Genomic DNA, 19,691 nt, shown 5'->3' on the forward strand with positions numbered 1-19,691 from the left:
TAGTCGCCGCGATGCTCTTGCACCATCCGCACGGCTCGTTCACGGACTTCAGGGGAAAACTTGTTTGTCTTGTTCATGGCTTCATCTTCTCAGGAGTTGAAGCCTCCGCGAAACCCGGGGCGGTTCAGAGTGGTTCAAGCAGTATCGACCAGACGCAGCGTGGAACATTTACTCGGACTACTGCGTTGGCAATCCTGAGAAAACGAATGACAGCTTCTCGTTCGTTATCACGCTCAAGCATGACACTGACAAGAATTTTTCAGAGTACATTGCGAACGTAGCGCCCAAGGACCTTAAGAGGACCCGGCAGGCTTCGGAGGGTCTGATTTCCTATCTGAACTGCCCTGTGGCTTTCAGCGTGTCATTCATCGTTGAGCGAGAGTCAAAGCTTCTTCGGGACTTCATCACTGACGATAACATTCACGGGTTCTGCACAGGGATGCGTGAGCTTATTGCGTCATGGTCTGCTGAGCCTAATGTCGACAAACTCTATTGGCAGCGAATTGATAAGGCGCTTGAAGCCTTTGTGCTTGATGTGAAACGCAAGAACTTCAATGCGAAACTGGCAAGACAAGTGTTACTGACGTCGACTTTCGCCGCATTCATTTTCTTAACGCTGAATAAGCTAAAGGAGCCGGCCTACATCCGGTGGATCACTGATCGAGATGCGATGTTTGAGAAGTATAATGAAGTAGCTTTTGATATCGCATTTACTTTGTTCCTTGTCGCGCGCTCTTATTCAGGAGAAATAAAAGACCCTAATAAGCCTAAATACATATTCGCTTATCCTTTTATGGACGGAAAGACCGACTACTCGGAGCACGTCCGCCTTCCGGATTACCTTGCTGGGCTCTGCGCTGATATAAAACTCCCCTCTATGGAGTTTAGCCATGCTAAGTTCGAGCAGATTTTTGGTGACACTGTTATAAACTCGACGAATAACGTTATCGTCCAGATGCTGGGCAGCTCAGAAAAAATTACAGCGAGGCGCCTCGTATTTAAGAGCTAAATTTTGACGGAATTTGTATTACTAAATGGGAATCAAGAATTGCTTGAGACTCTTGGTGTTTGGTAAGACTGGGAATTGGTTTAAACCGTTCGCTTCGCTCACTGGGGCGAGCTAAAGGTCACCCCCTTAACCAGACGTTAAATCAGGCGTTAAATTTTTCGTAGGATAGTTGAATGAAGCACTGGACAGAGCCGAACGGAATATTTCTTATTCAAATCCCGACAGAGTGGCGATACGTTAATCCTGTTGTGGAAGGCGAAAAGGAAGAGTCTCCATACAGCTTTCAGCCCTATGAAAACGTTAATGGATGCTTTCAAATTAGCTGTTACCCACTTGAAACGCTAGCGCCTAAACTTGCAAAAAAGTATCCGGGTGGCGTGCCAAACCTTAAATGGCGACCTTCTAGGATGGATGATTCAGAGTTCTGTACTCATGTGTTTTTCGGCGCGCTAGCAGATCAGGCTTTGATCGGTAAATATATTTATAATGCGAATCTTGAGAGTGATGAACGAATAAATGAAGAGCTCCGCTTGGTTGATAATGTTTTAAAATCCTTGGTGATTGTCCCTCCGCCTGATAGAAAGCTCGCTTCCGATATGGAAAAGTTTGACCGATTTCAAGCGGCTCTGGCTGCGTCGTACGATCTTTTGGATAATGCGATAGAATCCGACTCCTTTATCGAAGCAATTGCAGTTTCTGCCAACCAGATCGATGCTTTTCTCAGGTTAAGCATAGTCATCGCCATCCAACTTAGGAACGAGACGGACGAAGTTCCACTAAAATACCTATTTCAGGCAGAGAATGAACGAGGCTTAATGGAGCGAACAATATATGATGACGCTCTTAAATATAATGTAATCAAAGACGTTGACCATGAAGAGCTTAATTCTCTTTATAAATTAAGGAATCGTGTGATACACAGATACATCATATCTGATATAAAGACCCGTGACCTGCCTAGCATTGCTGTCAAATATTTCGAGGCGTCTGAGAAAGCGCGACTGATATTGAGAGACTTTGAGAACCTGCAAAAGGGCAGTCAATATGGCGTTTACGGCAAGAAATTCACGAAATTTTCCGAGCCTGATGATGAGACAACAAAACGATTATTTGCTGATGTTAACGACAAGCATCTTATTCGCAAATTCGCCAGGAAAATCAAAGATAACTGAGTCTAACAAATACAGCCGATGGCCGATCTTGACGTCAAGCCCCTACTTCTAGCGTTATTGGGCTCTAATTTAAATGCTCAAAATTCCATTGAATCGATTTCTCCTTCGTTCCACGACAAACCGCCCCATGGACTCATACTTAAGGTGGCCGAGCAAGTGGAGACAGTAAATGCCCCTATTGGCCAGTGGCAGCCGAAATCGGGAGGCATCTTACGGCCCCAAAAGCAGATGTCCCTGAGTTCACCTAATTGGCCAAAATGCTAGCGAAGTCATAGAGATGGACTGTGACCAACTACTTTAAAAGATTTGAGATAGAAGCGGCTCAGAAGCCCTCATGTTTTGAGGCGACGAGTAATCCAGGTAACAGCTCGAAAAATATAGTGACTTAATGTCAAAATGCTAAATACAGCGACTACTGACGCAGCTATCCCGACCAGCTTGCCGATCTCATCGTTGGAAAAAGTGATACCGTAGACATTTGCAAGCGGCTGCATTAGTTCTGGCGATAGAGTGGCGGATGCAATAATTCCAAAGATAATCGTGATTCTGCGCATATAAGATTCCGACTGAATTTTCTCATCTAGCTCAAGTGCCTTACGAACAGTCTCTACCTTTTTATGTAAAAGCTTCATAATTGTAGAAAAGTGATTGCCGCGCCGGATCTCATTTAGGTACTCAGCTATTTCCCCATACTTGTGGGCGGAAAGAAGTGATTCTTCAAGTCTTAGAATCTCCAGCTCTATTTTTGCCACGTCAATTGCTGTCTTGCTATTATCCAGCTTTAGCGAGGTGTATGAGTAATATATTTGAAGAAAGTGTGATGCCTCGTTTAGCACCTGAACATCCGCAACCAAATTGTTGAAGGTGTAGGAGTGATTTTGGTCAATGAAAGATTCCAGTTGAGCGGATGATAGAACTAGTGATACCGCCTCAGAATAGAAACTATTAAAATCTTCAAAAGCCCGCATGTCGCTGTAACTCGAGGAGGAGCATACGGCAACGCCATTGACATGCACGCGATTCATCACGCTGTTAACTAGATGCTTATGTGATTCCCAGTTTTCAGTTGAGCTGTTTTTCTGCCTTGTGTGGGACTTGATGAAAATGATGGGCTTGGCGCACCAATATGCACCCACCGATTCGTCGCGGTGTTTCATACCAATCCAATTAATACGAGTTCTAAGTACTCCCGAAGCTGCCGCCCGCCCGACCATCGCAAGAAGATTTCGCGAAACATCTGTAAGAGAGAGCTTGTCATTACTAACTAACTCATAAAAACTTATATTCTCATTTAGAAAGTCTATTTCTTCAGGCGAGTCGAGCGCAGACTTAATCGCAGCTTTTAATGCTTTTCTTTGTCTGATCCTCTCTTGCAGAGGCATCTGTGATACTTGGCATTCGATGCAAGCCAAGAGTAGCGTTTTTTCACACAAAATCGAACTGATATTACGCTGCGACCTGTTTACATCCTTGAAAATGACCTCTCGTACAGAAGCATTTTCAAAGCCCAAGATGGGTGATAGAGACAAACTGATCGTACCGCCGTCATAAATTCGAAAATACGGGAGAAACATCTCGTGCTCTTCGTTGCCTTCCATTTTTATGGCGATTGGTCGCATGAAAATTCGAGCGCTTTCTGCCGGAAAACCGAAAGCTGCATTAAATAATTTTTTATCCGACAGGAACAAGTTGAAAGCAACGGACAGCGAGTAAACGTTATAGTCACCTGGGTTAGTGGTTAAAAATCTATCGTGCCCGTTGACCGACATACCTAAGCCAGAAATTGTAGTATCGATACTAAGTAATTCAGACTTCAATATACTGTTTTCTTCAAAATATATCCGCCCTCGGCTATCCAAGGCGAATGCAAATGCTTTTGAGGTTACAAGCGTTTCACAGATTCTTGTAATATGCGCGAAACCATTAGTTTTCGACGAGCACAAGAAAGAAGCCTCTCCTGTATATGTATCCTCCTGCGTGGCTTCATTTCCGCTCCCTTTTTCTGCGCCTGAGAAAGATGCTTCCATCAGTTAATATCCTTTGCTGCTCATGAACAGATTTGGGTCGTTAAGGGTTGGAGCTTACGAGGGTTAGTCTGATGTATCCTTCCCGTGAATGACAGCTTTTGGCCGATCTCCGCCTGTCACGCTAGGCATCGAGAACTGCTCTCAGCCTGTCGCACCCAATAAGAGCGCGGATGGCGGGCAAAGGGCCATTTCCTAGTCTATAAATAAAGACCCCAGAACAGGAGTTTCATCATGAGCAAACCCCAAGACCGCACCATTTCCCAACGTCCAGATGGAACGTGGGAAAACAAGCGCAACGATTCAGACCGAGCCTCAAGCGTCCACGATACTCAGGCAGAGGCGCAGAAAGCCGCGCGCGCGATGCTGCAAAACCAAGGTGGTGGTGAAATGACTACCAAGGGGCGCGACGGAGAGTTCAGGGCAAAAGACACCATCAAGCCCGGCAATGACCCTCGTGACGTAAAAGGTTGAATTCCGCTAACTTCGAGTTCGCGCCTATGTCCGAGGTAGAAATGCTTGGCATGACGTCGACGCACGAGGCGTGATTCGCGTAGGGCGGTTAAAGCCTGCGAATGAGCGGCGGCACCGCATTCGCGTACCCCTACGATGACTGGCTGGACTTGCACCAAAGCAAACGGTGGCGACAAGCAAAATTCGGCCAAAAGCGGTCACTTGGTTTCTTTGTGCAACAGGGTTGATTCAGTCACTGGTAAAGTTGAAAAACTGCACGCAGCGAGCCTGATGGGTATCCAGAAAGCCCAAGAGAATTCAATTCTAAGGCTATACCGTGATTATGATATTCGATGTGTCATCATTGCGCTCATAGAACAGGTAATGATCGTCAATTAAAGCGGTGAATCACACCGGGTTTCGTGGAGGCCTCATTCTCTCAAGAGTTGAGGCCTCCACGAAACCCGGTGTGATTCAACCTGCCCTTAAGCCTTTTCATTAGAAGGTGAACGGTCTTTGTCAATTTCCATTAATTCCTCCTGCACCCTACGCAACAAATCTTCTGGTTTTGTGCCGTCGTCGACATTCAGATAGGTCGCCGCAAGGACCGTCACAGGATGCACTCGGAGTACCGATGCAATGGCATCGAGCTTTTCTACCGTGGGGCTGTAGATCCCTCGCTCAAGCGTACTCAGGTACGTCCTGCTGCTGATTTGAGAAAAGTCTTCCTGAGTCAATTTTTTCTGGGTGCGAATCCGCCGGAGCGATTCCCCTAAAGCCATTTTGAGATCCATAAGCCTATTTCGTGAAGGTGCTTATGGGTTATCTGGCCACGACGAGTAGTATACTGCTACAATGTATACTGTTCATTGAAATGAAAAAAAGGAACTCTCATGCTTTTATCGCAAAAGCGGCAGGGAGTGTGGGACTGCCACATCGGCTCGAGCGGGCTGGGTAGCTGGTGCTTCGTCAATTATGATCTGTGCACGCCCTGGCTCCACATCACTCTCGTTGAATCTGCCAACAGTCAAGGACAAGCTTTGCTAACAAATGACGTAGTTCTTGTGAAGCAGCTACTGGAGCAGGTTGCCGAAGGCTTAAAAATCAGGTCATTCCAAGCGGTTTTCCCAAGCAATTTTCCTGACAATAAAGGTTGGGGTATCGCCGAGATCGATCAGATGACTGAAAGCAAGACTAGAAAAGGAGAAATATTTCACACATTTCATACTCGATTCGGATCGCACCGTATCGGGGGGCCTGAACGCGTTAAAGCTATCGACGTGCTCCCGAGAGACACTGTCGTCTTGTACGAAAACAAGCGTCCAATCGAACCAAAATTGTATTACGGGAGGTAGGAATGAATCGCCTCGATTCACTCTATGAGCTAATTCACGGGCCTGGCTTACCTGAAGAGGGGCGGGAAATGTCAGACGATGAAGCCGTCGCATTCGTTCGGAGCCGATACCCAGATGCCGGTTACTGCTTGGTCAGAGATTGGATCTGGATCGACCTCGACATGCCCGCTGCTCAGCTTACTGTGCTGGAAAAACAGCGCCGCAAACCGGTTGTTCTCTACGCTCATACCGTTATTTTTGACAGTGCGAGGCGCTGGGACATCGGAGATTTTGTGCGGACCTCACCTTTAACTACATTTAGCGACGGCTTTCTTTTTCACACCTGGAATTCAGTCTACGTCCTGCTTGGTAACGGTCTAAAAAAGACCGCATCGTTGGAGACTGTGGGAAACATTGTTTAGAGTTACTTTTTTAAGTGCTTGACAAGCTTGTATTTGAGATTAAATGGTGGCGGTTCTACCCCATGCCGATGGCACTGTGGTTGTGGAGCGGCCTGCCGGGTCATCAATGCGTGACCTTGGAGCTTCGACACGGTCGCGAGCTTCCCACGATACGCCTTGTGTCGATATCTTAAGACCCCAGCCAGCGGTTACTACGCTTCGATATATCGCCCCCAGCCCAGCAGGGCGACGGCTAACCAAAATCTGTTGTCGCGAGTCAGGGAGATTCACGGTGACAGCAGCGACATCAATGGTGAATCGCACCGGAGGCCGAGTCATTGATTTGACAGATTTGTTAAAACCTTATTCCAGCGCCGGAGTGATAACTCAAAGTTGACTGTCAAGCCTCGGCGTGCTGATTGTCAATGACTCGACGTCAGATCTGTCAACCTCGTGCTCAAAAAGTGTCAATCCACTTCCTGACTCATCAAGGCTGAGGGCCAAAGGTTGACAGGCCATTGACAGTCAACCGGAGTCTTCAGAAAGTGGCCTGAGTTCAATTATCGCAAGAGGTGCCGAGGCGTCAATCATCAGAATTGATTATGATGCTCTGACCATATCTAAAACTTACCTTGACAATAGTAATAATAGTAGTAGAACAACTACTATTATTACTATTTTGGAGAAGTTTCTATGGAAACCAAGCCTGATGTCCGTGCCCGTATCATTGCTGCTGCTGACAAGCTGTATCAGGAGGGCGAGAAAAGCGCGCTCCCGAAGGTTGAGGAGGTACGCCGTGCCGCCCGTGCTAGCATGGGAGACACTAGTGCAGTCATGAAGGAATGGCGGCGCCAACGCATCTCCCAAGTAACCCCCGCTGTCGTAACTATCCCGGAACCGGTATTGCGGGCGCATAACAACGCGTTGGCAGCACTTTGGCGGCAGGCTCAGGAGCTTGCTAACGAAGCCTTACTTGCAGTCCAGTCCTCATGGGATGTCGAGCGGCAAGAGTTGGATGTATTGCGAGAAGAGGTCGCTTCTGCATACGAAACCCAAGCTGCTGAACTGGAAAAAATTACAGCTGAACTGGCGGCAGCAGGACAGTATGGGCAAGAAATGGCTCAAAAACTTGTTACAGCCAACGGTCGAGCTGATCGTTTCGAGACCCGTGTGGGAGGCCTTGAGGTGCGTGTAGCTGAGGTGCGTGAAGAGCTGGATGCAGCCCGTAAAGAGGCTGGAGATGCTAAAGGGGAGTCAGCGGAGTTACGTGGAAGACTAGCTGCTGCGCTAGAGCAAAACTCAACACTGATGGCGGCTCTCCAAAACAAATAGTTGAGGTCGGATTTGCAGAGCTTTTGTTCTGCTTCGCCCTTGATAGAGGGCTGGGCGCATTTGTAGGACCTTTATCGCCATCCAAACGGTATAGTCTTTACTGTGTGCTTAAAAGCCAATCACCCCGCTGCCCGATAAGAAAAGGGAAAGTCGTTAAGGAGTAGACGTGCCCAACTGGATAATAGACAACCGGACAGCCAAGCTGGTGTCGGTGCTGAAGGAGCAGTTGCAGTCAGGTACGGACGTGTCGCTGATGCTGAAAAACCTGAGCTTGTCTGGATTTGCATCGCTCTATGATCAACTCAAGAGCAACAAGGCTCGGCTGCTGCTAGGTATGGACGACACTCCTCTGACCAAGCGACTGGCCTGTGAACCGGGTGAGGAAAAACTGCTGCACCAGCTTGACCAGAAAGAGTTGGCGGCAGCTCTGCGCAAATGGTTGCAGAGCAATGTCAGTGCCAAAGGGGTTCCCAGTAGCCGCTTAGCGCAGAACCTGTATCACTTGAACAAAGCCAATGGCGAGCAAGCCTTTATCCAGGGCTCATCCGATCTGACCGCAGCGGGTTTGGGTCTGATATTCAGCGACCGCATGGATATGAGTATGGGCAGTACGGATGCGGCTCAAGCTGGAGCGATGCGACAGTGGTTCGATCAGCACTGGCAGGATACAAGCGCGAGGAAGATCGAGCATGAGCTGCATCAGGCGGTGGAATTTTTGGCAGCAGACCAGTCACCAGAGCTGATTTATTTTCTGGTCTTATACAGGCTCTTCCAAGGACTTCTTAACGAAATTGACGAAGATGCCATTGTTAAAAGCAAAACAGGCATCAAAGAGAAGGATATCTGGAAAAAACTGTATCCGTTCCAGAAGGATGGTGTGCTGGGGGTGATCGACAAGCTGGAGCGCTACAACGGCTGCATTCTCGCCGACTCAGTGGGTTTGGGAAAAACCTTTGAGGCGTTGGCGGTCATCAAGTATTACGAGCTGCGCAACGCTAGGGTGTTGGTATTGGCGCCTAAAAAGCTGCGCGAAAACTGGACGCTGTATACCCAGAACGACAAGCGTAACATCCTCAGCAGAGACAAGTTCAGCTACAACGTCCTCAATCATACTGACCTGACTCGCAGCACCGGCATGTCAGGGGATATCAATTTGGCCAGCATCAACTGGGGCAACTACGACTTAGTCGTGATTGACGAATCACACAACTTTCGCAACGCCAGTATCGCCGGAGAGCGACACACTCGTTACTCGCGCATGATGGATGACATCATCCGCTCCGGGGTCAAAACCAAAGTGCTGATGCTCTCGGCCACGCCGGTCAACAACCGCCTGAACGACCTGAAGAACCAGATTTTTTTTGTCACCGAAGGGGATGACCACGCCCTGGAGCAGCATGGCATTGCTGACATCTCCAACACCCTGAAGCAAGCCCAGACCCGTTTCAATGAATGGCTCAAACGACCAGTTGAAACCCGCACCATGGAACAGCTGATCAATAGCCTGAATTTCGGCTACTTCAAGATTCTGGATCTGCTGACTATTGCCCGTTCCCGAAAACACATCGAGAAATACTACAATCTTGAAGATATCGGTCAGTTCCCGAAACGACTCAAACCCATCAATATCAAGGCGGATTTTGATACCCAGGACGAGTTTCCGTCGCTCAAGGAAATCAACAACATCATTGAGCGCTTGAACATGAGCACCTTTGCTCCGCTCAAGTATGTGCTGATGGAGAAGCGCGCCGACTATGAGGCCAAATATGATACTAAGCTCAAAGATGGCCAGTCGGTATTTAGTCAGCTGGATCGTGAAAAAAGCCTGATTGGTCTGATCAAGGTTAACCTTCTGAAGCGGCTGGAAAGCTCGGTTCATTCTTTCCGGCTCACTGCTGAGCGTCTCCTGGCTAATATTGAAGTGCTTATCAGCAAGCTGGAAGATCACAGCAGTAGCGAGCTGGAAAGCCTGGATATTCTAGAAGCGGATATCGACTCCCCGGAGCTGGAAGCGTTGCTCGTTGGCAGCAAGGTGAAGGTGCTGATACAGGATATGGATCAGGCTCGCTGGTTGTATGACCTGCAAGAGGACCGCCGGTACCTAATCCAGTTGGTCAATGCCGCCAAGAATGTAACCCCTCAACGCGACCAGAAACTGGCCCTGCTCAAGAAGCAAATCGAAGGCAAGCTGAACACCCCGCTCAACCCCGGTAACCGCAAGGTCATTGTCTTCACGGCTTTTGCCGATACAGCCCAGTACCTCTATCACCAGTTGGCAGACTGGGGTGTACAGAAACATGGGGTGTACAGTGCACTTATAGAGGGGAGTGGCAGAAACAGGGCCAATAACCCCCAGGTGCGCACGGAGTTCAACGAATTACTCACTGCTTTTTCACCCACGTCCAAGGAACGCGCCAAAACCGGCCTATCAGACGACGCCAATATTGACCTGCTGTTTGCCACTGACTGCATCAGTGAAGGTCAGAACCTGCAAGATGCCGACTACCTGATCAATTATGATATTCACTGGAACCCGGTACGCATCATCCAGCGTTTTGGCCGCATTGATCGCCTTGGCTCCGTTAACAGCCAGATTCAGCTGGTCAACTTCTGGCCCAATATCGAACTGGACGAATACATTGATCTGGAGGCCCGTGTCAGTGGCCGCATGGTGCTGCTGGATGTGTCGGCCACCGGTGAGGAAAATCTGATTGATGCCGACAACGAAGGTCGTATGCGCGACCTGGAATACCGCCGTAAGCAGATGACAGAGCTACAGGACAACGTACTGGATCTGGAAGATATATCCGGTGGCCTATCCATCACTGACCTCACTCTCAGTGATTTTAAGATGGATCTGGGCAATTACATGAAAGAGCACCAGGACCTGCTTGAGACTTGCCCAAATGGGTTATATAGCGTGGTTAAGCTCGATAGCGCGCTTCAGCAGAACGGCATCCAGCCGGGAGTGGTCTTCTGCCTGAAAAGTCTGGACAGAGCCCAGAACAGCTTGCAGGAGCCCCACGCACTCTTTCCCTTTTACCTGGTACAGGTAGGTGAAGACAGCAACGTGACCTTGCCTTACAACCAGGCAAAAAAAGTGTTGGATGTATTCAAGCGCCAGTCTCTTGGTCGTAGGGAGCCGGATACAGTGCAGTTCGCTCACGTAGGCAGTAGCCAGCAATACCGCAGGCAGCTGCAAGCCGCTATTGCACACCTGCAAGGCCAGCAGCAGGAGCAAGGCATCAACAGCCTGTTTAGCCGTGGTGGCACCAGTCTCGCCCAGAGTGGAACCAGTGGGGAGTTCGAAGTAATCGCCTATCTGATCATCCAGGATGAACCATGATGTTACTGGAGGCTTTACAGCTGCCCGATGCCTGCCTAGTTCAGCAGAAAATACCCAAAAAGGCCATTGCCGCCAATTCCAAAAGCAGCGCGGCAGCGGCCCGCCTGCTCCAAGATAGCGTGGATAGCATCCAGTTGCTTGGCCATATCACGCCCAACAACAGCAATATCGCCGCCTATAACGATGGTGAGCACGAATATCTAGAAATCCTGTACATCAGTCTAAAACTAAAAAAAAGGGCGATGGTCAGCGCAGCCCAACTCAAAAGCTTGCATCAACTACTGCACCAGAGCATTGCCTACCCGCTTATCCTGGAAATCAGCGGCCAAGAGGGCTCACAATGGTCGCTGGCGGAGAAAACCATCAACCAGGCACGTCCGGAACATGAGCAGCTGGTTATCCAGGAGCTGCTAGTCAGTGACTGGCAAAGCGACGATAGTAGCCCTTTACAACATCAGTTCCATCAGTCACTTAGCTTTGTACGGCAGGATTACAGCCACCTGATGGCCCTCTACCAGAGCTTGCTGGGTTGTTTCTTCCGTTACCTCACCGCAGCCAGTCTCGGGCAAGCAGCACTCCGGATAGCCGAAGGCGGGGACACAGTGGATGGGCCTGGCCTGCAACAGCAGCGTGAGCAGCTACATAAAATTCAGGACTTGCAAGGAAAAATCATTGCATTAAAAAGCAGGCGCGAGGCCTGTAGCCAGTTTAATGAAAAAGTCGAGCTGAACGTACAGTTGCAAAGATTGCAATTACAGCTCAAAAGGATCTGTTCTGAAGTAAACGTAGGGATGCACAATGAAAGCCAATGAAACTCGCGTAGAAGATTTTCTCTCAAACAACAAGACGCAATTTGTTATTCCAGTTTATCAGAGAAATTATGATTGGAACGAGGCCCAATGCCGACAGCTGATGGAAGATGTTTTTACAGCAGGTGCTGACAAAAATATCCAGGCACATTTTATTGGTAGCATTGTGTACATACACGACGATGTGTATACCTCGTCGCGCATGAAGGAGCTGGTTGTCATTGATGGGCAGCAAAGGCTGACCACCTTAACGTTGATTTATCTAGTGATGTACAAGCTTGCTCAGGAAATGGAAGACCCAGGTTTGGAACAAGAGATAAACGAAACCTACCTAATCAATAAATTTGCCAGTGAAGACGAAAAGCTCAAGCTGAAGCCCGCCGAGAATAACGCCGCTGCTTTCAAGTTTCTGATGCGTAGTCATGGAAACGAGCAGTTTCCCGGCTATTCGCGTGTTATTGCCAACTACGAGTTTTTTAGATCCCGGATAACTCCTGATAATTATGAGAATGTTTTGAACGGCCTTTCAAAGCTGATGTTTGTTGAAATATCTCTGGATAGGGGCAAGGATGATCCGCAGAGAATTTTTGAAAGTCTTAATTCTACTGGCTTGGAGCTTTCACAGGCTGACTTGATTCGAAACTATATTCTGATGGGCCTGAAACCCAAGGACCAGGAACGGATTTACCAAGACTACTGGTCTGTTATTGAAGCCCAGGCCAAGCATGAAGAAAGTAATCAAATACTGGTGTCGGAATTTATACGGGATTACCTTACTCTGAAAAATAAGAAAATCCCCAATAAGGGCAAGGTCTACGAAGCTTTCAAAGAAAAATATCCGACTACTGATGTCGGTGCGCTTGAGCAGTCGTTGGCCGACATTAAAAATATGGTAGTTCATTATCATAAGCTGAACAATCCAAATAAAGTGATCGATGTAGGAATCAGGCGGCAGCTAGAATATATTAAGCGACTTGAGATAAATGTTGCTTATCCTTTTCTGATGCAGGTTTATGACGATTACAGCCAAAAAATAATCGACAAAGATACATTTATTAAAGTTCTTGAGTTGGTGCAAAATTTCACCTGGCGTAGATTTATTCTAGGGCTGCCAACCAACGCCCTGAATAAGATCTTCATGAGCCTATATGAGAAAGTGGAGCCTAAAAATTATCTGTACTCTTTGCAGAAATGGTTGTTGCAGCGACAAGGGGTGCAAAGATTCCCTTCAAACAATGAAGTATTCGATGCGCTGCGTATCAAGGATCTGTATAACATAAAAACCAAGAACAGGCTGTACTTGCTGGAAAGGCTAGAGAACCACAATAACAATGAATATGTTCAAGTAGATCAGAATGAGAAGATAACCACGGAACATATATTTCCGCAAAACCCCGACCCGAAATGGAAGATTGAACTGGGCGAGGAAGAGTACAAGAGAATTCGTGATAGCTATTTAAATACGCTGGCCAATCTGACACTTTCTGGCAATAATGGAAGGTTGGGGAATAAGAGCTTTATTGAGAAGCGGGACTTGCCTGGTGGTGGCTATAAGGATAGCCGGCTATGGCTGAACAGGTTTTTAGGCGATCAGAGCGGTTGGGACGCTGACCGGCTTGAAAAGCGATTTGAGTCTCTGACAGAGAGGTTCTTCCAGGTCTGGAGCTACCCTGACATCGGAGAGGCTATTTCGGCAGAGCCGGCCACGGAAGTAAGCATATTCGAGGCAGAAGACCCAAAACATAAAAAACTTGAATACGCCATATTTCTTGACAGCAAAATGGAAGTTACGCAGGTATCCAGGTTGTATATTAATATTATCGGGGAGCTTTTTAACCTAACCCCGGATCTGTTTTATAGTACTGACCTGGGTGGCCGTGTCGGTCTATCGCACGGTGAAGAGCAAGCAAAGAAACTTAGACAGGCTGCTAATATTAAAGAAAATTATTATATCGAGACGAATTTAGATAATGTCGGCAAGTTTGAGCGTATTAAGCATGCTCTTTCAGTTTTTGACTTGGAAGACGAGCTCACCATTAAATATGCCGCCGACTGAAATGAATGCACATAAAGAGTCTTTGCCATGAGTGACAAGCAACCTATTCCTGTACCATCCTCTAGTATGAACTTGACCGAGAACAGTCTGGAGCAGTTGAAAGCACTTTTCCCTAATGTGTTTGCCGAGGGTAAAGTGGATTTCGAAGCGCTGAAAGCTGAGTTGGGCGAGCATGTTGAAACGCATGGTCAACGTTATCAGTTTGCCTGGGCTGGTAAGGATCAGGCCAAGCGTATTGCCACTACACCAAGCCTTGGCACTTTGCGACCTGCACAAAAAGAGTCCGTCAATTGGGATGTAACTGAAAACCTGTATATCGAAGGCGATAACCTAGAAGTACTCAAGCTATTGCAGAAAAGCTATTTTAGTAAGGTAAGGGTGATCTACATCGACCCGCCGTACAATACAGGTAAAGATTTTGTCTATAAAGATAGCTTTAAAGATAATTTGGCCAATTATCAGCGCCTGACCGGTCAGCGAGATGAAGAAGGGAATCCGCTGACGAACAATCCTGACAGCTCTGGCCGTTATCATTCCAACTGGCTTAGCATGATGTATCCGCGCCTGAAGCTGGCTCGTAATTTGTTGCGAAATGACGGGGTGATCTTTATATCAATTGATGATAATGAAATACATAATTTACGGAAGGTATGCGATGAGATTTTTGGAGACGGTAACTTTATCGGCTTGATATGCTGGAAAAATGCAACTGACAACAACCCTACTAGAATTGCTATAGAGCATGAGTATGTTGTTGCTTACGCAAAAAATATCAACCACTGCCTTCCTGTGTGGAAGTCACAAGAATCTGATGCTAAAGACGTACTTGTGGATATCGGTTCCGAGCTGAACAGGCGAGGGTTGTCTGATTCAGAGCTTCAAGAAGAATATACAAAATGGTTTAGAGAAAATAAGAATTTCCTCGGAAAGCTCGATAGATATAAATATATCGATAAAGGGGGTGTCTATACTGGGAGTCAAAGCGTACACAACCCAGGTAAAGAAGGGTACAGGTATGATGTTATACACCCCGTTACGCGTCAGTCGTGTAAAGAGCCGTTGATGGGGTACAGGTTCCCAGAAGAAACAATGAAAGATTTGATCGGAAAAGGCTTGATTCTATATGGTGATGACCATAACAAAATTATTGAGTTGAAGGTATACGCAGAGTCGTACCAGGAAAAGCTGTCAAGCGTAATTGAGCTTGATGGCCGCATTGGAGCTTATGACCTGCGGGGATTGTTTCCAGAAAATAGGACTGTTTTTACAAACCCGAAGCCTGTTTCTTTTTTACGTCATCTTCTATCCTATTTATTAGCGGATGATGATTTAGTGTTAGATTTTTTCTCCGGTTCATGCTCGAGTGCGCATGCCGTAATGGAACAGAACGCCGAAGACGGTGGTCACCGTCAATTTATTATGGTGCAAATTCCCGAATTAACTCCTGAAGATTCGGAAGTCCACAAAGCAGGCTACGCCACCATCGCCGAAATCGGCAAGGAACGCATTCGGCGTGCCGCCAATAAAATCCGTGAAGAACATCCGGATACCGAGGCTGATCTTGGCTTTAAAGTACTTAAGCTTGACAGTTCCAACATCAAGAAATGGCTGCCGGATTATGACAATCTGGAGCAGGATCTGCTGGGTGCGGTAAACAATATTCTCGATGGCCGTAGCAGCGAAGATTTGTTGTACGAAGTGCTGATCAAATACGGCTTGCCGTTGACCCTCCCGGTGGAAACGCTGCAAGTGTCGGGTCACACCGTCTACAACGTTGCTGGAGGCTCTCTAGTCGCTTGCTTTGACGAGGGTATTGCCCTAGATGCGGTCCAAGCCATTATTGGCTTGGGCACCGCTGATATGCCCATTTTGAGGATTGTCTTCCGAGACACTAGTTTTGCAGATGACATCGTCAAAACCAACGCTATCCAGCGCTTTAAGCAAGCCGGTATTAATGATGTGTTGAGCATTTAAGGGGCGGATGATGAAACTCAAATTCGACCAGAACCTTCCGCACCAGAGAGCGGCATGGGAAGCAGTGGTAGCACTGTTTAACGGTCAGGAAAATTGCTTCACCCCCTTTACCATGCCGCAGGCAGCGGATTGGGGGCAGAGCGGACAGGGTGCGCTGGGCTTGACGGTAGCACCTCAGGGTACTGCCAACCGGCTGGTGTTGACCGAAGAAGAGCTTCTGCACAACCTTAAGCAGGTGCAGCTCCGGCACGGCCTGAAGCCCGCCACGAGCGTGGACAGGAGCGACCTGCATTACACCGTGGAGATGGAAACCGGTACCGGCAAGACCTATGTCTACCTGCGCTCCATTTATGAGCTCTACCAAGCTTATGGGATGACAAAGTTCATCATCGTAGTGCCGGGCCTGGCGATCAAAGAAGGGGTAAAAAAAGCCATCCAAATTACCCGTGAACACTTATCGGATATTTACAAGGAAACCAAGATCGATGACTTTGTCTACGACTCCAGCAACCTAGAGCAGGTGCGCAGCTTTGCCGAGTCCGGCCATATCCAGATCATGGTGATCAATATTGATGCCTTCCGCCGTAGCTTCACTGACCCGGACAAGGAAACCAAGGCCAATATTATTCACCGCTATAACGACCGCCTGGAAGGGCAAAAGCCCATCGAGCTGATTGCCCAAACTAACCCAGTGGTGATCATTGATGAGCCGCAGACGGTGGACACTACCGCCAAGTCTGCTGAAGCCATCAAGTCACTCAATCCGCTGTTTACCCTGCGCTTTTCAGCCACCCACAAAGACAAGCACCTACCCATATACCGGCTGGATGCCGTAGATGCCTACAACCAGAAGCTGGTGAAAGAAATTGCCGTGCTGGAGGTGTTGCCGGAAGATGACCACAACACCGCCTATATAGCCTTTCTCCAGGCACGTAACAATAAGGGCGTAGTCGAAGCGCGGCTTGAGTTTGACGCTTTGAAGACTGACGGCAGCATCAGGCGTGATCGTAAGTGGGTGCAGCAGAACGCTGACTTGTATGAGATGACCAAGCGCGATTTATACGAAGGCTATATCGTCAACAATATCAGCGCCGTGCCGGGCAAGGAGTGGCTGGATTTTACCTCCAGACCCGATGTAGTTCAGCAGGGTCAGAGCATCGGCGGCGTTGATTTACTGGCACTTAAGCGCCTGCAAATCCGCAAAACCATTGAAACACACCTCAAACGCGAGCTGGCGTTGAATCCCTTGGGCATCAAGGTGCTATCGCTGTTCTTTATCGACAAGGTTGCCAACTATCGAGTCTACGATGAGGGCGGCAACCAAGGTCTGGGCATTTATGGCGAGATGTTCGAAGAGGAATACCTGAAGCTGGCCCGCCATCCGCAGTATCAGAGCCTGTTTGGTGAGCTGGACTGGGGCAGCCATGTGACAGCGGTGCATGATGGCTACTTTGCCGCTGACCGCAAAGGCATAGTCAAAGACACGAGCGGTAAAACCGCTGATGATGAGTCTGCCTACGACCTGATCATGAAAGATAAAGAGCGCCTGCTGGGCATGCAAACGCCACTGCGTTTTATCTTTTCTCACTCAGCTTTACGGGAAGGCTGGGATAACCCCAACGTCTTCCAGATCTGCACCCTGAACGAGACGACCTCGACCATCAAGAAACGTCAGGAAATCGGTCGTGGCTTGCGCCTGGCGGTTGATCAGAGTGGCCAGCGGGTTGCTGACAGCGGCTATACCATCAACACCCTGACGGTTGTCGCTAATGAGACTTACGCGGAATTCAGCAACGCCCTCCAGAAGGAAATCGAAGAAGACGATGGCATCCGTTTTGGTGTCGTCGAGCAGCACAGTTTTGCCAGCATCACGGTTAGCGATGATCAGGGTGAGCTTCAGTATCTGGGCGTGGAGCAGTCGGAGCAGCTGTTTGACTTCCTCAAGCAGGAAGGCTTTATCGATAAGGGCGGCAAGGTGCAGGATACGCTCAAGGCAGCGCTCAAGCATGACCTGCTGAAACTGCCGGAACAGTTCGATACCGTCAAACCAGCGGTAGAGCATGTTCTGAAGAAGATCGCTGGTGGGCTGGATATCAAAAAAGCTAATAACGAACACACAGCCACGCCGCGCAAGGAAGTCATTCTGGGCGCGGACTTCAAGGATCTGTGGGACAGGATCAAGTACAAGACACTCTACCAGGTGGATTTTAACCTGGATAAACTGATTACAAGCTGCGTTGCTGACATGCAGCTCATGCTTATACCTAAGCCCCGGTTCACCACGACTACGGCAACCCTCACCATGGATAAGAGCGGGGTCGGAACCAAGGATGTGCAGGAAGTGAGTGAGCTGTACGACTCAAGCTATGATCGTCTGCCTGATGTGCTCAGTTACCTTCAAAACAAAACCCAACTGACCCGGAGAACCTTGGCGCGCATCTTGATCGAGAGCAAGCGGCTGAACGACCTCAAGAAAAACCCGCAGAAATTTATCGAAAACACACTGAAGATCATCCAGCGCAAAAAGATGCACGCATTGGTCGACGGCATCAAATACGAAAAAATCGGTGAGCAGGAAGTTTATGCCCAAGAGCTCTTTCTAGAGCATGAGCTACAGGGCTATCTGGAGCAGAACATGATGGAGGTTCGCAAGAGCCTTTACAGCCACATCGTTTATGACTCACAGACCGAAAGCGAGTTTGCCAAGGGGCTGGAGCGCAATGACGCTGTGAAGCTCTACAGCAAGCTTCCAGGCTGGTTCAAGATCGACACTCCGCTCGGTAGCTACAACCCCGACTGGGCAATTTTGATCGAGAAGGAGGGTGTAGACCGCCTGTACTTCGTAGTCGAAACCAAAAGCAGCCTATTTGACGAAGACCTGCGCTTGGCCGAGCAAGACAAAATCAAGTGCGGCAAGGCTCATTTTGCGGCGCTGGAGGGCGGGGTGGATTTCCGGCTGGCTAATTCAATAGATATGCTGGAGCAGTGGGTTGGGGACTAACGGCTAGGGAGTACACGGAGTCGTAAAGTAGATCACCAAGAGTATTCAAAATGGCCCGCACGCCGCTTGGGCTTTCGTAGCACGTATACCGAAAGCGGTTTAGAGCGACGTGTTGAAGGGAACATATATGAGCGAGCTTGAGAGCTGGGTAATCAGTGCCTACGAAGAAGCCAAGACTGGTGAATGGGCTCGAGTGCTCAGCGAATAGGAACAATTTCCAGTAACAGCCAGGCGATGTAGCAGATACCAAAAGCCAACCTCAGGCTGGACTTTTTTTACACCAAGCTGCCTACTTGCGTAAGGCCAACGGTCAGGAACCCTACGCCTGGTTGCGCCACATGCTGGAACGGTTGCCGCTGGCAACGTCGGCGGACGACTACGAAGCATTACTGCCGTGGCGCTACGGACAGGTTGCTTACTAATCTGCAACGATCATCGCAAGATGGGGTGGATCGCTTACCTTACAGCGCTCATAATAAGTGTCCACTAGAAAATAAGTGGACACTATCCTGACGCCAGCTGTGCCAAGCTTAAGATGGGATTACCGGTCGCTTGCGCTTCTATCGATTTATTCTTGTTTCACCTCGTCTGACGTGCGTTTTGAGCTTGTGAGCTCTGAGAGGAGCTCTGAGAGATATTTTGGTTATGAGATATATGAATCGCCCCCAGTATTCTAGACACTCGCCAGACTCTGGTAATGACGCTTTTCGTACTCGACCGGTGACAGGTCACCACTCGTGCCGTGCCGGCGCCTTGGGTTATAAAACATCTCAATGTAAT

12 protein-coding genes and 1 pseudogene are annotated in these 19,691 nt (G+C 48.4%); 11 read left to right on the top strand and 2 right to left on the bottom strand.

All coding sequences use genetic code 11. The features are described 5' to 3' along the window. Positions 1 to 358: 358 nt before the first annotated feature. Together H4J77_RS17405 and H4J77_RS17410 are read left to right on the top strand one after the other, a co-directional pair. On the top strand, positions 359 to 1,009 hold the full coding sequence (locus tag H4J77_RS17405) for a hypothetical protein (protein ID WP_259364910.1): 651 nt from the start codon (positions 359 to 361) through the stop codon (positions 1,007 to 1,009). A 173-nt stretch (positions 1,010 to 1,182) separates the two neighbouring features. Further along, positions 1,183 to 2,181: a hypothetical protein gene (locus H4J77_RS17410; RefSeq protein WP_182249684.1), complete on the top strand. Its 999-nt coding sequence runs from the start codon at positions 1,183 to 1,185 to the stop codon at positions 2,179 to 2,181. Positions 2,182 to 2,513: 332 nt separating this feature from the next. Here the strand turns inward: H4J77_RS17410 and H4J77_RS17415 are convergent, their stop codons facing one another. Next, positions 2,514 to 4,208 carry a hypothetical protein gene (locus H4J77_RS17415; protein ID WP_182249686.1) on the bottom strand — a complete coding sequence of 565 codons (1,695 nt, stop codon included), beginning with the start codon at positions 4,206 to 4,208 and terminating at the stop codon, positions 2,514 to 2,516. Positions 4,209 to 4,439: 231 nt separating this feature from the next. Here H4J77_RS17415 and H4J77_RS17420 point away from each other — a divergent pair, with 231 nt between their 5' ends. Next, positions 4,440 to 4,679, top strand: coding sequence for a DUF2188 domain-containing protein (locus H4J77_RS17420; protein WP_182249688.1), 240 nt, complete (start codon positions 4,440 to 4,442; stop codon positions 4,677 to 4,679). Between the two features lie 464 nt (positions 4,680 to 5,143). Here H4J77_RS17420 and H4J77_RS17425 read toward each other — a convergent pair whose 3' ends face one another. After that, a complete protein-coding gene (locus H4J77_RS17425; protein ID WP_182249690.1) occupies positions 5,144 to 5,452 on the bottom strand; it encodes a helix-turn-helix domain-containing protein in 309 nt (102 codons plus the stop codon). 563 nt (positions 5,453 to 6,015) lie between these two features. On the opposite strand from H4J77_RS17425, the gene H4J77_RS17430 reads away from it, so the two are divergent. The 8 genes and pseudogenes from H4J77_RS17430 to H4J77_RS17465 all read left to right on the top strand — a co-directional run. Further along, on the top strand, positions 6,016 to 6,414 hold the full coding sequence (locus tag H4J77_RS17430; protein WP_182249692.1) for a DUF6957 family protein: 399 nt from the start codon (positions 6,016 to 6,018) through the stop codon (positions 6,412 to 6,414). A 672-nt stretch (positions 6,415 to 7,086) separates the two neighbouring features. After that, entirely contained in the window at positions 7,087 to 7,725 is a 639-nt protein-coding gene (locus tag H4J77_RS17435) for a DNA-binding protein (protein WP_182249694.1), read from the top strand. A gap of 166 nt (positions 7,726 to 7,891) precedes the next feature. After that, positions 7,892 to 11,071, top strand: a complete 3,180-nt coding sequence (locus tag H4J77_RS17440) for a helicase-related protein (protein WP_310735009.1) — start codon at positions 7,892 to 7,894, stop codon at positions 11,069 to 11,071. Next, a complete protein-coding gene (locus H4J77_RS17445; protein ID WP_182249696.1) occupies positions 11,068 to 11,883 on the top strand; it encodes a DUF4391 domain-containing protein in 816 nt (271 codons plus the stop codon). The genes H4J77_RS17440 and H4J77_RS17445 overlap by 4 nt, the downstream gene beginning before the upstream one ends. After that, positions 11,870 to 13,936 carry a DUF262 domain-containing protein gene (locus H4J77_RS17450; RefSeq protein WP_182249698.1) on the top strand — a complete coding sequence of 689 codons (2,067 nt, stop codon included), beginning with the start codon at positions 11,870 to 11,872 and terminating at the stop codon, positions 13,934 to 13,936. Before H4J77_RS17445 ends, H4J77_RS17450 begins: the two co-directional genes overlap by 14 nt. Positions 13,937 to 13,963: 27 nt before the next feature. Further along, positions 13,964 to 15,910, top strand: a complete 1,947-nt coding sequence (locus H4J77_RS17455; protein ID WP_182249700.1) for a site-specific DNA-methyltransferase — start codon at positions 13,964 to 13,966, stop codon at positions 15,908 to 15,910. Positions 15,911 to 15,920: 10 nt separating this feature from the next. Further along, the gene (locus H4J77_RS17460) at positions 15,921 to 18,911 is read left to right on the top strand and encodes a type III restriction-modification system endonuclease (RefSeq protein ID WP_182249702.1); all 2,991 of its coding nucleotides are present in this window, start codon (positions 15,921 to 15,923) and stop codon (positions 18,909 to 18,911) included. Between the two features lie 299 nt (positions 18,912 to 19,210). Continuing rightward, positions 19,211 to 19,333: pseudogene (locus tag H4J77_RS17465) on the top strand (transposase domain-containing protein); the annotation flags it as partial. Between the last annotated feature and the right edge of the window lie 358 nt (positions 19,334 to 19,691).

Origin of the sequence: Pseudomonas sp. 5Ae-yellow (assembly GCF_014077575.1) — a bacterium.
Taxonomy (GTDB): domain Bacteria; phylum Pseudomonadota; class Gammaproteobacteria; order Pseudomonadales; family Pseudomonadaceae; genus Halopseudomonas; species Halopseudomonas neustonica.